Annotated in this window: 10 protein-coding genes; 6 read left to right on the top strand and 4 right to left on the bottom strand. The window is 65.9% G+C overall.

Going from position 1 to position 15105, the window contains the following annotated elements; translation table 11 throughout:
* The first annotated feature begins 113 nt into the window (after window positions 1–113).
* Genes rng through tldD form a run of 3 tightly spaced genes read left to right on the top strand, consistent with a single transcriptional unit; the run spans window position 114 to window position 6956 of the window.
* Entirely contained in the window at window positions 114–1577 is a 1464-nt protein-coding gene (gene rng, locus C6W88_RS13935) for a ribonuclease G (protein ID WP_045993056.1), read from the top strand.
* A gap of 4 nt (window positions 1578–1581) precedes the next feature.
* Entirely contained in the window at window positions 1582–5508 is a 3927-nt protein-coding gene (locus C6W88_RS13930; RefSeq protein WP_108132888.1) for a YhdP family phospholipid transporter, read from the top strand.
* Window positions 5505–6956, top strand: coding sequence for a metalloprotease TldD (gene tldD / locus C6W88_RS13925; RefSeq protein WP_108132887.1), 1452 nt, complete (start codon window positions 5505–5507; stop codon window positions 6954–6956). Before C6W88_RS13930 ends, tldD begins: the two co-directional genes overlap by 4 nt.
* A gap of 163 nt (window positions 6957–7119) precedes the next feature.
* On the opposite strand, the gene yjgA is transcribed toward tldD, so the two are convergent.
* On the bottom strand, window positions 7120–7623 hold the full coding sequence (yjgA, locus tag C6W88_RS13920) for a ribosome biogenesis factor YjgA (protein WP_045993059.1): 504 nt from the start codon (window positions 7621–7623) through the stop codon (window positions 7120–7122).
* A 150-nt stretch (window positions 7624–7773) separates the two neighbouring features.
* Between yjgA and pmbA the strand changes: the two genes are divergently transcribed.
* Window positions 7774–9114: a metalloprotease PmbA gene (gene pmbA / locus C6W88_RS13915; RefSeq protein ID WP_108132886.1), complete on the top strand. Its 1341-nt coding sequence runs from the start codon at window positions 7774–7776 to the stop codon at window positions 9112–9114.
* Window positions 9115–9288: 174 nt separating this feature from the next.
* Entirely contained in the window at window positions 9289–10347 is a 1059-nt protein-coding gene (locus C6W88_RS13910; RefSeq protein WP_181248624.1) for a DUF1214 domain-containing protein, read from the top strand.
* A gap of 91 nt (window positions 10348–10438) precedes the next feature.
* Here C6W88_RS13910 and C6W88_RS13905 read toward each other — a convergent pair whose 3' ends face one another.
* Complete coding sequence (locus C6W88_RS13905) at window positions 10439–11713, bottom strand: O-acetylhomoserine aminocarboxypropyltransferase/cysteine synthase family protein (RefSeq protein ID WP_108132884.1); 1275 nt, start codon at window positions 11711–11713, stop codon at window positions 10439–10441.
* 173 nt (window positions 11714–11886) lie between these two features.
* Between C6W88_RS13905 and C6W88_RS13900 the strand changes: the two genes are divergently transcribed.
* Entirely contained in the window at window positions 11887–12486 is a 600-nt protein-coding gene (locus tag C6W88_RS13900; protein WP_231498651.1) for an HD domain-containing protein, read from the top strand.
* 36 nt (window positions 12487–12522) lie between these two features.
* Here C6W88_RS13900 and C6W88_RS13895 read toward each other — a convergent pair whose 3' ends face one another.
* Window positions 12523–14109, bottom strand: a complete 1587-nt coding sequence (locus C6W88_RS13895) for an SLC13 family permease (protein ID WP_108132883.1) — start codon at window positions 14107–14109, stop codon at window positions 12523–12525.
* A gap of 229 nt (window positions 14110–14338) precedes the next feature.
* Entirely contained in the window at window positions 14339–15064 is a 726-nt protein-coding gene (locus tag C6W88_RS13890; protein ID WP_108132882.1) for a hypothetical protein, read from the bottom strand.
* Window positions 15065–15105: the final 41 nt, after the last annotated feature.

The raw sequence follows: 15105 nt of genomic DNA, 5'->3' as shown, positions 1-15105 counted from the left end.
GCAGGCGTGTGCTGCTTCAGTCGAGCCGGACGGGAGGTCCGGCGCCAGCGCCATCGCAACCGCCAGCGGCTATGTCATAATGGCGCGAGACATCAAAGGACAAGGACTGCCGAATGAGTGGTGAAGTACTCATCAACCTGACGCCCATGGAAACCCGCGTGGCCGTGGTGGAGAACGGCGTGCTGCAGGAGGCCTTCATAGAGAGGGCCAGGCGTCGTGGCATCGTCGGCAATATCTACCAGGGCAAGGTGGTGAGGGTACTGCCCGGCATGCAGGCGGCCTTTGTCGATATTGGCCTGTCTCGTGCAGCCTTCATTCACGCCCACGATGTCGGTGAGCACAGCGCCAACGGTGATGACCAGCCGTCCATCTCGCAGCTCTTGCATGAAGGCCAGTCGCTGGTGGTTCAGGTCACCAAGGACCCCATCGGCTCCAAGGGCGCTCGCCTGACCACCCACTTGTCGGTACCGTCGCGCTACCTGGTGTACATGCCGGACTCGCCTCATAACGGCGTGTCCCAACGCATCGAGGACGAGACCGAGCGCGAGCGCCTGCGCGGTCTGGTCGAGGAAGCCGCGGCCGAGCAGCAGATCGAGGTCTCCGGTGGCTTTATCGTGCGCACCGCCGCCGAGGGCGTGACGCTCGAGGAGATGGTCGCCGACATGCACTTCCTGCTGCGGCTGTGGCGCAAGGTCAGCGAACGTCGGCTGACCGCGCCGGCACCCAGCGTCATCTACGACGATCTGCCCTTGTTCATGCGCACCCTGCGCGACGTCATGCGCGACGATATCGAGAAGGTGCGCATCGACTCCCGCGAAAACCACGTCAAGCTGGTCGAGTTTGCCGAGGAGTTCATGCCCTCGGCGGTGGGACGCATCGAACATTACGCCGGCGAGCGACCGATCTTCGATCTGTACAGCGTCGAGGACGAGATCCAGAAGGCGCTGGCGCGCAAGGTCCAGCTCAAGTCCGGCGGCTATCTGGTGATCGACCCCACCGAGGCGATGACCACCATCGACGTCAACACCGGCGCCTACGTGGGTCACCGCAACCTCGAAGAAACCATCTTCAAGACCAACCTCGAAGCGGCCACCGCCATCGCCCGTCAACTGCGTCTGCGCAATCTCGGCGGCATCATCATCATCGACTTCATCGACATGGTGGACACCGAGCACCAGCGCCAGGTGCTGAGGATGCTCGAGAAGTCGCTGGAACGGGATCACGCCAAGACCAAATGCACCGGCGTCACTGAGCTCGGGCTGGTACAGCTGACCCGCAAGCGCACCCGTGAAAGCCTCGAGCAGACCCTGTGCGAGCCGTGTCCCTCCTGCCAGGGCAGGGGCACCCTCAAGACGCCGGAATCGGTGTGCTACGAGATCTTTCGCGAGATCCTGCGTGAAGAGCGCGCCTACAATGCCGAAACCTACGCGGTGCTGGCCTCCCAGGCGGTGGTGGACCGACTGCTCGACGAGGAGTCGGCCGCGGTCGCCGATCTCGAGGAATTTATCGGCAAGACCATTCGTTTTCAGGTCGAGACCCACTATTCCCAGGAGCAGTACGACATCGTGCTGATGTGATCCGATGAGGCCGATCCGCCTGCTGACTCGCTGGTTGTTGACGCTGGTGGCGGTAGTGCTGGCGATGGCCGCGCTGCTGTCGCTGGTGCTGCGCGTGTCGCTGGGCCAGGTCGATCGCCTCGAGGATCGACTGGTCGAGATGATAGCGTCGCGCTTCGAGGCGGAGACCCATCTGGTGAGTCTCGAAGGCAGTCTGCACGGCCTCGACCCCGGCTTGACCCTGGACGGGCTGCGACTCGAGGCCGAAGACGCCACGGGCAGCTATCCGTTGTTGCAGGTCGAGCGCGGTGAAGTGCGCCTGGACACCCTGGCGAGCCTTGACGAGGGGCTGCCGGTGGTCGACAAGGCCCACTTCCAGGGCGTCACCCTCCACCTTTATCAGGACCGCGAACGTCGTTGGCTGTGGCCACAGCCGGCGCGTATCCCCCCCGAACTGATGCCCGAAGGGCAGTTTGACCTCGAGCGTCTGGACTTCTGGGTCGGCGTCATGCTGCGCCAACGTGCCTGGGTCGATGACCTGCGCGTGGTGCTGCACGGGCGCCGCGAGGTGACCACCCTGCATGCGCCGCGGCTGTTGATGACCGGCGATGAGATGCGCACCCATATCGAGGGTGAGGTATTCATCGAGGATCGCGACGCCGAGGCGATGGAGATCGTCATGGCCTTGACGCCGGGCAGTCGCGAGGCAAGCAATTTCAGCGCCGCCCTGCAGGGCACCATGCAGCTCGACAGCCTGACCGGCTTGTCACGACTGATCGGCATCGAGGACGTGCTGCGTTTCGATGAGGCCAGCGGGGACGCCACCGTCTGGGCGCGCTGGGATAACGGACGCCTGGCGGATGTGCGCCTCGATGTACTGGCACCGCGCCTGGCGCTGAATCAGCGCGACGAGATGGCGACAGCGGTCGCCCAGGAGATGGGCGAGGGCTCGCCTGGTGGCATCGTGCTCAATGGGGCCGAATTGCGCGGCCAGTGGCTGAGACGCGACGTCGATGACTGGGAGGCCTGGTTCGAGGGTGACGCCGAAGACGTGAGCTGGACCGGCGACGACGGCGAAACCGCGCCGGAAGGTGGCGCCTTGCCCCAGTACTGGCACGTGGAAAGTCGTGAAAACGGCTGGTGGGCCAACGCCAGCGGCTTCGAGCTGGGTGCACTGGCGCAGTGGCGCGAGCGTCTGCGCCTGCCTGAGGGCCTGGCCCGGGCGGTGGACGCCTTGAAGCCCCGCGGTCAGGTGACCGGGCTGGGCTTTGGCAGGCTCGATGACGAATGGCGTGCCCGGGTCAGCGCGCTGGGGGTCGAGGTCGATCCCTGGGAGAGTGCGCCCGGCGGCGGCCCGCTGGATGTCTGGGTGGAAGCCGACGGCACCCGTGGTCGAGTGGACTTCGTCGACGCTGGCCAGGCATCGATGCATTTCCCTGAGCTGTTTGCCGCCCCCATGCAGCTCGACTACGCCACCGGCGAGGTGATCTGGTCCTACGACGGGCCGCGCAGCTTCGTCAGTGGACGCGACCTCAAGGTCGGCTGGCGCGACGCCGAGGTGGAAGGGGGCTTTGGTCTGGCCATCGCCGCCGATCGTCGCGGGGGCTTCGGTCTTGAGCTGGACATGCGCGACGTCAACGCCCGGGATATCGCCTTGAGCGAGTGGTTGCCGATGCCGCTGTTGCGCAACGATGTGGACGCCGAACTCGCGGACTGGCTGGCCAGTGGTCTGGCCGGACGGGTGCCCCAGGGGCAGCTGCGCCTGCACGTGCCGCTGCGTGAGCAGGACGACCTCGACAGCGAGAAGCTCGACAGCAGTCTCAGCCTGGATCTGGATATCGTCGAGGGGCGGGTGCCCTACGCCGAAGGCTGGCCGGCGCTTAGCAACGTCAGCGGCCACCTGTCCGTCGAGGATGACAGTCTGGAGGCGCGCGTCGACCATGCCGAGAGCCAGGGCGTGAAGACCGAAGGCGCCAGCGTCAAACTGGCCGACGAGGTCCTCAGCGTCGAAGGGCCGCTGTCGGCGTCGCTGACGCAGTTGCTGGCATTTCTCGAAGAGATGCCGGTGGAGGGCGCCGAGGCCGCCAGTAACTGGCGCGGCGAGGGTAGTGTGACTGGCCAGTTGTCGCTGTCGCTGCCGATGGCCGACCCGGACGCCCTGGACCTGAAGGTCGAGGCCGACGCCCGGGCGTCGAGGGTCGTGCATCAGGGCACCGAGCTCGAGTTCGAGAACGTCAGCGGCCCCCTGACCTGGTCCCAGCGGGGCGAAGAAGGTGGATTGTCCGGTCGTCTTGAGGGCCAGGTGCTCGGTGGTAGCGTGGCGGCCGACCTTCAGGGCAGCAACGATAGCGTGGCGCTGTCAGGACGCGCCGAAGCGCCGGCGCTGCTGGACTGGGCGGGGCTCGAGCCTGGGGTACTGCTGTCGGGCTCCTTCCCCTGGCAAGGCCGGCTTGAGCTCGATGCCCAGCGTCTGTCGCTGGAAAGCACCCTGGAGGGGCTGTCGATCGCACTACCGGCACCGCTGGGCAAGCGTGCCTCCCAGACGGTACCGCTCAAGCTGGACCTGAGCCTCGGCGATTCTCCGGTGTTGAGCGGCCAGTACGGGCGCGATGTCGGCGCCCGTTGGCGCGCCGCCGGGCCCGGCGGCAGCCAGGGTCAGCTGTGGGTCGGTCGGGCGGCACCTGGCGCCTGGCCCGGTGAGCCGGGCTGGTCGGTGCTGGCCTATCTGCAGCGACTCGATCTGGGCGCCTGGGCCGACGCCCTGAAGCCCTTGGCCGGTGCCATGCCGGAAGGCGGCTCCAGTGGCGGCGGCGGGGCGGGACTGTCACGCCTGGAGGCCCGCACCGACTGCCTGAGCGACGGCGATCGTTGTCTGGGCACGCTGACCATCGACGCCAGTCCCCGCTTCAGCCGAGGCGCCAGGCAGTGGCAGGCGGCGCTTGGCGGAAGCCTGGTCGACGGCCAGGTGACCTACCGCCCGGGTGTTGCACAGCCACTGGTGCTCGATCTCGATCGACTGGTGCTGGACAGCTTGATTCCCGAGAGCGGGCAAGCGGCGGTTCAGGGTGCCGAGTCCGGCTCTTTGTTCGGTGAGCTTGAAGTCACCAGCGCGCCTGCGGCCTTCCCGCAGCGAGTGCGCGAGCTGCCCGACGGACGTCTCACCATCGACGATATCGTGTACCAGGGCAATCGGGTCGGGCCCTTCAACGGCGCATGGCGTTCCAGCAGTGATCGGCTGTCGGTCGAGCCGGTATCCCTCACCCTGGGCGAGGTCACGGCAGAAGGGTCGCTGGTATGGGAGGCCTCCGGTAGTCAGGCCAGCCTGACGCGCTCGCGACTGGCGCTCACCGGTGGCGATCCCGGGACCGCGCTGGCGGCGCTCGGGCAGGACGTGGCGGTACACGCTGAAAGACTCGACGTGGACAGTCAGCTGGCCTGGCCGGGGGCCCCCTGGCAGTTTGCGCTGGCCCGATCACGCGGTAGCCTGAACGTCGATATGGTCGACGGGACCTTTGCCAATATCAGCTCGCCCTCGGCCAAGGTGGTGGGACTGCTCAACGTCGACAACCTGCTGCGGCGCCTGCGTCTGGATTTCTCGGACGTCACCGGTGAGGGTACCGCCTTCGACCGTGTCAGTGGTGCCGCGACCCTGTATGGTGGAGTGTTGGAAACCGAAGGGCCGATTCGTATCGATGGCCCCGCCACCGACTTTACCCTGGACGGCTCCGCCGACCTGGCGCGACGTCAGCTCGACCTGATGCTCGGCGTGACCGTGCCGGTCAGCAACAACCTGCCGCTGGCAGCCGTGGCCGTAGGGGCGCCCGTCGTGGGCGGTGCCCTGTTTGTGGCCGACAAGCTGTTCGGCGACGTCATCGACCGGGTGACGCGAATTCACTATCTGGTGCAGGGTCCCTGGACCTCGCCCCGGATCACTCTGGAAAGTGCTCAATGACATCTCAAGCTGCATCCTTCGATGAGGCCGTGGCCACCCTGTTGACCCCGGGAGGCCTCGATCTCGGCGGTCTCGACACGGGTCTCCGGCACGCTCTGGGCCCTGGCATCGACTACGCCGATCTGTACTTTCAGCGGACCTGGCAAGAGGGCTGGGTGCTGGAGGACGGCGAGGTCAAGGAAGCCAGCTACAACATCGACGGTGGCGTCGGGGTGCGCGCCATGGCCGGCGAGAAGACCGGCTTCGCCTACTCCAACCAGATCAACGCCGATGCCCTGGCCGAGACGGGCCGCACCGCTTCGGGCATCGTGCGCAGCGGCGCCACCCTGACCCAGGCGCCACGCATCCAGGTCAGTGGCGAGCCGCGCTACGCGGGCATCGACCCGCTGTCAGGGCTGTCGGCCGAAGACAAGGTCGCCATGCTCAAGCTGGCCGACCGGGTGGCCCGGGCTGCCGACCCCAGTGTGTCCCAGGTCAGCGCCTCGCTGTCCGGCGTCTACGAAGTGGTACTGGTCAGCGCCAGTGACGGCACCGTCGCCGCCGACGTGCGCCCGCTGGTGAGGCTCAATGTCAGTGTCATCGCGGTCAAGAACGGCCGGCGTGAGCGCGGCAGCGCCGGTGGTGGCGGCCGCTACCCCATGGCAAGACTGCGCGACGAAGGCGTCGCCGAGACCTACGCCAAGGAAGCGGTGCGTCAGGCGCTGGTCAACCTGGAGGCGACCGATGCCCCCGCCGGACAGATGCCGGTGGTGCTGGGGGCCGGCTGGCCCGGCATTCTGCTGCACGAGGCGGTGGGCCATGGCCTCGAGGGCGACTTCAATCGCAAGGGCAGCTCGGCCTTCGCCGGCCGTATCGGCGAGCGCGTGGCGTCGCCCGGCGTTACCGTGGTCGACGACGGCACGCTGATGGATCGCCGTGGTTCGATGTCGGTGGACGACGAGGGCACCCCCAGCCAATGCACCACCCTGATCGAGGACGGCATCCTTACCGGGTACATGCAGGACAAGCTGAACGCCCGCTTGATGGGCATGGCGCCCACCGGTAACGCCCGTCGCGAATCCTTCGCCCATATGCCGATGCCGCGCATGACCAATACCTACATGCGCGCCGGCATGGACTACCCCCAGGACATCATCAAGAGCGTCTCGCGCGGGCTTTACGCGGTCAGCTTCGGCGGCGGCCAGGTGGACATCACCTCGGGCAAGTTCGTGTTCTCGGCCAGCGAAGCCTACCTGATCGAGGACGGTCGAATCACCGCGCCGGTCAAGGGAGCGACGCTGATCGGCAACGGCCCCGAAGCCATGGGCCAGGTCTCGATGATCGGCCACGACATGGAACTGGACACCGGTATCGGGGTGTGCGGCAAGGAAGGACAGGGGGTGCCGGTGGGCGTCGGTCAGCCGACCCTCAAGCTTGACGAGTTGACCGTGGGTGGCACCCAATCCTGATACAGCCGAGGCAAGCTAGCTGATCGACAAGGCGGCGCCGACGGAGGTGTCGGCGCCAAGGCGGAGCATGCAGGACCTAGGCACTTTTCAGAAAAGCCCTAGGGCGGTGGCGGTAACGCCGTCGAGCGCAGTCACTCGTCAGACTGGCCCTCGAGCCCGGCGGTTAGATCCCTGCGGTATCACGCAATAGCTTGTAAAGCCGCTTGGCGTTGGTGGGGGGCTTGTTCTGCTCGCGCTCCTTGCGGGCGTTGCGGATCAGCTGACGCAGCGCCTGGCGATCGGCCTGGGGATAGTCTTCGAGGAAGGGTTCGACGGCGTCATCACCTTCTTCGATCAGGCGATCACGCCACTTTTCCAGGCGCAGGAAGGCATGGTCGCGCTGGACCTGGGCCTTCTCGATGTCGTCGAAGACCGCCTGGATGGCCTCCAGGTCTTCCTTGCGCATCAGCTTGCCGACGTACTGCATATGGCGGCGTCTGGCCTCGCGGGCACGAATGCGGTCGGTCTCGTCGATGGCGCGAAGCAGATCGTCCGACAGCGGGAAGCGGGCGCGCTCCTCGGGCTTCATCGCGATGAAGCGCTCGCCCAGCGCCTGCAGCTCGTGCATCTCCCGCTTGAGCTGGGACTTGCTGGGGCGATCGTCGGGGGAAAGGTCATCCTGGGTCATACCGGGTCCCTGGTGAAGGCATCGGGGAAAATCGAAAAGGCGGTGGTCGCGCCGGGCGCGACGTCCGCGAAAGTATACCAGCCTGTGGCGCCCGAGGCGCCGCAGGATGACAGTCTCAGCCGACCCCTATGGTCGGACAAGGAGTACAAGATGACACAGGCGTTTGATGCCAGAGCCCAGCAGGCGGTGCTGGAAAGTCGTGCCGAGACCGCGCTCGAGCTTGCTCGGCGACTGGGTGCGGATGCCTGCGAGGTCGGCGCCAGCGTCGATCAGGGCACCGGTGTAAGCGTGCGCGAGGGCGATGTGGAGTCGGTGGAGCTGTCCCGCGATCAGGGCATCGCCGTCACCGTCTATCTGGGCAAGCGCAAGGGCAGCGCCTCGTCCACCGATGCCAGCGACGCCTCGATCAAGAGCGTGGTCGAGAAGGCCATCGCCATCGCAAGCTACACCGGCGAGGATCCTGCCTCCGGGCTTGCCGACGCCGAACTGATGGCGACCGAGTTGCCGGATCTCGACGTCCATCACCCCTGGGCGCTGGACACGGACAAGGCGATAGAGCTGGCGCTTGCCTGCGAGGCGGCGGGCCTGGCCGAGCCGGGTATCCGCAGCTCCGACGGCGCCAGCCTGTCGAGCGGCGAGGGCGTTCGCGTCTACGCCAACAGCCATGGTTTTCTCGGCAGCCAGCGCGGCAGCCGTCACTCGCTTTCCTGCCTGCTGATCGCCGAGGACGCATCCGGCATGCAGCGGGACTACGACTACACCAGCGCCCGGGATCCACGGGCGCTGCGTGACCCGGCGGAGGTCGGCCGCAGCGCCGCCGAGCGTACGCTACAGCGCCTCGGGGGGCAGCGCCCCCAGACCGGGCGTTTTCCTGTGATGTTCGACCCGACCCTGGCAAGCGGCCTGATCGGCCACCTGATGTCGGCCCTGGCCGGCGGCGCCATCTACCGCGACGCCTCCTTCCTGTGTGGCCGCCTGGGTGAGACTCTGTTTCCCGAGTGGTTCAGCCTCGCCGAGCAGCCGATGCTGGTGGGTGGCATGGCCAGCAGTCCGTTCGACGGCGACGGCGTCCAGACCCGCAACAATCGCTTTATCGAGCAGGGGCGTCTGGCCAGCTACATGCTGTCGGCCTACAGCGCGCGTCGGCTCGGCATGCAGACCACCGCCAACGCCGGCGGGGCACGCAACCTGCGCCTCGAAGCACCGCTGGAAAGCCGTGAGGCGCTGCTCTCGAAGATGGATCGGGGCGTACTGGTCACGGAGCTGATGGGGCAGGGTGTCAACGGCGTCACCGGTGACTATTCCCGCGGTGCGGCCGGTTTCTGGGTCGAGAACGGCCAGATTCAGCATCCCGTCGAGGAGTTCACCATCGCCGGCAACCTGGCAGGCATGTTCCAGGGTCTGGTGGGACTGGGGGATGATATCGATACCCGTGGCAGCATCCACAGCGGTAGCTGGTTGATCGATGAGATGACCATCGCCGGTAGCTGACAGTCTCTGGAAACGTCAATTCACTGCTTACTGAGTAGTGAGACCTTCGGCGGCCCTCGGGGCCGCCGTTTTCATGCCGTTGAGTCCTTCGTGCCGCGAAGACGCTATGCTGAGCCAGAGGCAGGGCTCTGGCCGCCAGGGCTCGCGACCGACAATCGGGGTGCGGGGATGACAATGAAGCGGTTTTCCTGGCTGCTGCTGGCAATGGCAAGCGGCCTGGTCTCGAACGCAGTGGCAGCGACCGCAGAGGCCACCGAGCCATCCAGCTCGGACGGTGCGGTCAATCTGGATACCTATGTGCGGGCGCAGACCGACACCCACTTCCAGAACTATGCCGATGATGGCTATTTTGGCAGCCTGCGCCATGACCGCGCGCCGTTGCCGGTGGACGCCGAGGTGGTTCGGGTCAATCGGGATATCCTGCACAGCGTCGGCGTCTTCGATCTGGCCTCACCGGTGACCTTCACCGCCCCGGCCAGCGCCACCCGACTGCAGTCCATGCAGGTGGTCAATCAGGACCACTACACCCCGATGATGTCCTACGGCGGACGCGAGATCGTGCTGGATGAAGAGAGCGTCGGTTCGCGCTATGCCCTGGTCATGTTCCGTACCCAGGTGGACGCCGACTCGAGCGCGGACATCGCCGAAGCCAACGCGCTGCAGGATGCCATCGAGTGGTCCCAGGATGACGCGGGAGAACTGTCATTGCCCGAGTGGGATATGGAGCGACTGAGCGAGGTAAGAGAGGCGGTGCTTGGTCTGTCGCCCTTTATCTCCGGCAGCCACGGCATGTTTGGCGCTGAAGACAGCGTCGACCCGGTGCGGCATCTGTGGGGGACGGCCGCGGGTTGGCTGGGCCAGCCCATCGAGGACGCCTACTACGTCACCGTCAGCCCGCTTCACAATGATGGCGAGACGCCTCAGGTGCTGATTCTGCCGGTGGACGTGCCGGTCACCGGGTTCTGGTCGGTAACCGTCTATGATGCCAGAGGGCGTCTGATCGAGGGCGCCGAAGGGGCGCACTCCCTGACCAGTGTCGAGGCCGACGCCAACGAGGATGGTTCGGTAACCCTCCACTTTGGCGGCGACCCCCAGGCACCCAACCACCTGGCGATCGCCCCGGGATGGACGTATACCTTACGCTTCTACCGCCCGGCCGAAGCCCTGATCAAGGGCGATTGGCTGCCACCGTCGCCGACCCCGGTGGGGCTACCAGTGCCGGGCTCCGGCTAGATATAAAGCTCGGGCTGGATACAAAAAGAGGAACGTCCATCCCTGTGGATGGACGCTGTCACCTACACCTGCTGCGCTTCTACCGCCCGGGCTAGCCCTGAGACGCCTTGAGCGCCTGGTCCAGGTCCGCCATCAGATCGTCGACATGCTCGATGCCGACAGACAGGCGCACCATGTCCGCGGTGACCCCGGCGGCGGCCAGTTCCTCGTCATTGAGCTGGCGATGGGTGGTCACCGCCGGAATCGCCGAGCAGGTCTTGGCGTCACCGATATTGACCAGTCGAAGGATCAGCCCGAGCGCGTCGTAGAAGCGCACCCCGGCGTCTCGTCCGCCCTTGATGCCGAAGCTCAAGATGCCGGAGGCCTGGCCGTTCATGTAGCGCTTGGCCAGCTCGTGGTCCTTGTGATGTGAAAGGCCAGCGTACTTGACCCAGGACACCGCCTCGTGGCCCTCGAGGTACTCGGCGATAGTCTGGGTGTTGGCACAGATGCGCTCGATACGCAGCGCCAGTGTCTCGAGACCCTGCAGCAGATTCCAGGCGGCCTGGGCGCTGAGGGCCGCCCCCATGTTGCGCAGTGGCACGACCCGGGCGCGGGCGATAAAGGCCGCGTCGCCGACGTCTCGGGTATAGCTGATGCCGTGATAGGAGGGGTCGGGCTCGTTGAGCAGCGCAAAGCGTTCGGCATGGCTGGCCCAGGGGAAGCGACCGGAATCGACGATCACGCCACCCACGGTGGTGCCGTGGCCACCGATATACTTGGTCGCGGAGTGCACCACGATATCGGCGCCGTGTTCGATCGGTCGCCACAGGAAGGGCGTGGCCACGGTGTTGTCGACGATCAGCGGGACACCGTTGTCGTGGGCCACCTGGGCGAGTGCGGCGATGTCCACCACACTGCCCGAAGGGTTGCCGATACTTTCGCAGAACACCGCCTTGGTACGCTCATCGATGCGATCGGCGATGCCGGCGAGGTCGTCCTTGTCAGCGAAGCGGACCTCGATGCCCTGGCGCGGCAGGGTGTGGGCAAAGAGGTTGTAGGTACCGCCGTAGAGTTCGCTGATCGAGACGATATTGTCGCCGCTTTCGGCAAGCGTCTGGATGGTATAGGTAATGGCGGCCATGCCGGAGGCCACCGCCAGGCCGGCGATACCACCTTCCAGGGCGGCCACGCGATTTTCCAGCACCGCGCAGGTGGGGTTCATGATGCGCGAATAAATGTTGCCCTCGACCTTGAGATCGAACAGGTCGGCGGCATGCTGGGCATCATCGAAGGAAAACGATGTGGTCTGGTGGATCGGGACCGCGACAGAGTGCTGGTCGTCAGGGGCGTAGCCGTGGTGCAGGGCGAGGGTTTCGCGTTTCATGGCAGTTCCTTTGATGGCGGTTCCTGGTCGGCCAGGGGAGCGCCTGATGGCGTCTTGAGGTCGGGTCTGTCAGCCTAAGCCGCGGCGGCCGAGGCCTCAATCAGCAAAAGGTGCTGGACCGGCAATGGGCCCGACCGGGGCGCACGATAAAGACACGACACGGGAGCGACAGCGTGGACACACCCTCCAGCGACGCAAGCGAGATCTCGGGCATCGACACCGTGGAGGCGGCGCGGCTCTTCGCCACGGCGGCTCACGGCGCCATCGGTCAGCGGCGCAAGTACCTGGACACCCCCTATATCGAGCATCCCGCCGCTGTGGCCGCGCTGGTCAGCCGCCACTGCCCCGGCGACCCCGCCATGGTTGCCGCCGCCTGGTTGCACGATGTACTGGAGGACACCCAGGTGACGGCCCAGACACTGGGTGACAACTTCGGGGAAGAGGTGACCGCGCTGGTGTTGGCGCTAAGCGATCTCGAAGGGCCTGAGGTGGGCAATCGCGCCGTGCGCAAGCGCTTGGCGCTGGAGCGTCTGGCACAGGCCGGGGCCCGCGCCCAGACCATCAAGTACGCCGATCTGATCCACAACACCGGCTCTATCGTCGAGCATGACCCGGGATTTGCACGCCTCTACCTGAAGGAAAAGCGAGCCCTGCTCGAGGCCATGACCGAGGGGGAGGTCGGCCTTCGTCGCCTGGCCTGGGAGGTGCTTGAGCAGGCCGAGGCCCGTCTTCGACAGCGCAGACAACAGGGAGAGAGCCCCACCGGCAGGTGAGGCTCCTGGGAGCGATCAGCCAATAGCGCGGACGCTCTAGAATTGCAGACCCAGGGCCAGCCCCCCGAGTACGTAGCAGAACAGGGTGATCAGGGCGACGCCGATCACGTTGAGCACGATCCCGCCACGGGCCATCTGCGAGATGGTGACGGCGCCGGAGCCGAACACGATGGCGTTGGGCGGCGTGCCGACCGGCAGCATGAAGGCGCAGGTCGCGGCGAAGGCGGCAGGTATCAGCAGCGTCATGGCGTCGGCGCCAATGCCGACGGCGACCCCGCCCAGCACCGGGATGAAGGTCGCGGCGGTGGCAGTGTTGGAGGTGATCTCGGTAAGAAACAGCACGATCGTCGTCACCGCCACCACCAGCGCCACCATCGGCAGCGCTCCCAGCGCGCTGACCTGTTCGCCGAACCAGCCGTCGAGCCCTGACGCCGCCACCGCGCTGGCCAGCGACAGACCGCCGCCGAACAGCAGCAGTACGCCCCAGGGCAGGCCATCCTCGGCGTCCTGCCAGTCCAGCACCATGTCGCCCTTTGCGTTGCCCGGCAGGAAAAACAGCACGATACCGGCAGTGATGGCGATGGCGGTGTCATTGAGGGCATCAAGGAACGAAAACCAGTCGCCGATCAGCGGCAGGCTGGCGATCAGCCCCGGCACCACCCACAGAAAGGCCGCGCCAGCGAACACGAACATCACCATGCGCTCGCCCTGGCCAATCGGTCCCAGGTGATCGAGCTGGTCTTCGATCATCGCCTTGCCGCCGGGAATCTCATCGAGCTTGAAGCGATAGAGCACCCGGGTCATGAGTACCCAGCCGATCAGGATAAAGGTCAGCGCCAGGGGCAGACCGACCATCATCCACTGCAGGAACCCGATGTCCCGGCCCAGTTCATCGGCGGCGTAGCCGGCGACGATGGCGTTGGGGGGAGAACCCAGCAGCGTGCCGAGCCCGCCCATGGACGCCGACCAGGCGATGGCCAGTACCAGGCAGACACCGAAGCTGCGGATGTTGTCATCCTTGATGATGTCCGAGACGCGGCCGCCCTTGTGCAGGTCTTCTCCGACCGCGTCACTGTCCTGTGAGCTCGAGCGTTCCACCACCAGGGTCAGTACCGACAGCGCAATCGGCAGCATCATCAGGGTGGTGGCGGTGTTGGACACCCACATGGACAGAAAACCGGTGGCCAGCATCATGCCGAGCACGATACGACGAGGTTCGACCCCGACGCGATGCAGGGTGGTCAGGGCGATACGCCGGTGCAGTTGCCACTTTTCCATGGCGATGGCGATCAGAAAGCCACCGAGAAACAGAAACACGATGGAGCTGGCGTAGGGAGCGGTGGCCTCGGACACCGAGCGTTCGGTCAGCATGGGAATCAACACGATGGGCAGCAGCGAGGTGACCGACAGCGGAATCGCCTCGGTCATCCACCAGATCGCCATCAGGGTGCCGATGGCGGCCACCCAGCGGGCATCTGGCGACATCGACTCGGCACCCCCAAGGGCCACCCAGACCATGGCCGCACCGGCCAGCCCGAAGGCCCGCAACGACCAGATCAGCCGAGGCGAGCGTCCGCCGCTGTCGCTGTCAACGTCCTGTTGTTGTGTAAGTGACTCTGCCATGGGGCCTCCCGCCGATCGCGAAGATGGATGTGACACTGCGGTGATGTACCGCCATCTCAGCGTAGACGAGGGCCAGGGACGCCGAGTTTGGGGGCCGACGTCGGCGAACAGGATGGAGCGAACCGGCACAGCCTGATCGGTCATTTGCTCGGGCGGGGACCAGGTGGCGAGAGGCGAGAGGCGAGAGGCGAGAGGTGAGAGACGAGAAGCGAGAGGCTGTCTGCGGACCTCAGACAATGGCGTCGAAAGGGGCCTTTGGGGTGACGTCATCGAGCCGATGGTAACTGGCCAGCAGGCGGCGGCTGACGCGAACATTGTTGTGAAGCCGCTGTCTGTCGTCATTGGACGTCGACGCCTCGCCTTGGCGCTCGAGACAGGCTTCGGCCCGATCCAGCAGCTCGCCAAGCTGGGCGGGAGTAAAGTCGTGGCCCGATGATGTCCGTTGTGACGCTGGCAGGGAGGCGTCCTGCGGCAGCAGTTCCACGATGCGGTGGTACTGGCTATGCAGCAGACGATGGAGGGCGCGGGCGAGTTCCTGTGACAGGTCGGCCTGAAGGCCTTCGGTAGCGACCTTGTCGTCAAGTTCCAGCAGTGCCGGTACACGGGGATCGACGCCGTGGATGGCGTGTTCGCCTTCGGGGTGCTTCAGCGTCAGCGGTATCAGCATGCGGTAGAGATGAAGGCGGTCGCGCTCCAGCGATTTGCGCGTGGCGTCGGCCTCCTGGCTCAGGCGGTTGAACTTGACCTGGGCGCCGAGGGCGTTGATCTGACTGACCGAACGGGAATAGCCGATCACCAGCGCGCTGACGAGACCCAACGAGAACAGCGATACCGCTGCACCTCCGTTGACGTCGTCGCGACTGTCCAGCAGCCAATAGCTCAGAGCGGCGCTGGCGATGACGATCACCAGTGCCACCCAGGTATTGGTGCGCGTTGATTCCTTCCTGCTGTGCATCCTTGCCCCCCGCCCCCAGCCACCTGGTGTGCCTTTCGTCG

Origin of the sequence: Halomonas litopenaei (assembly GCF_003045775.1) — a bacterium.
In the GTDB taxonomy this organism is placed as follows: Bacteria; Pseudomonadota; Gammaproteobacteria; order Pseudomonadales; family Halomonadaceae; genus Halomonas; species Halomonas litopenaei.
The sequence above is the reverse complement of the archived record's forward strand: the minus strand, read 5'-3'. Positions and strand labels throughout refer to the sequence as shown.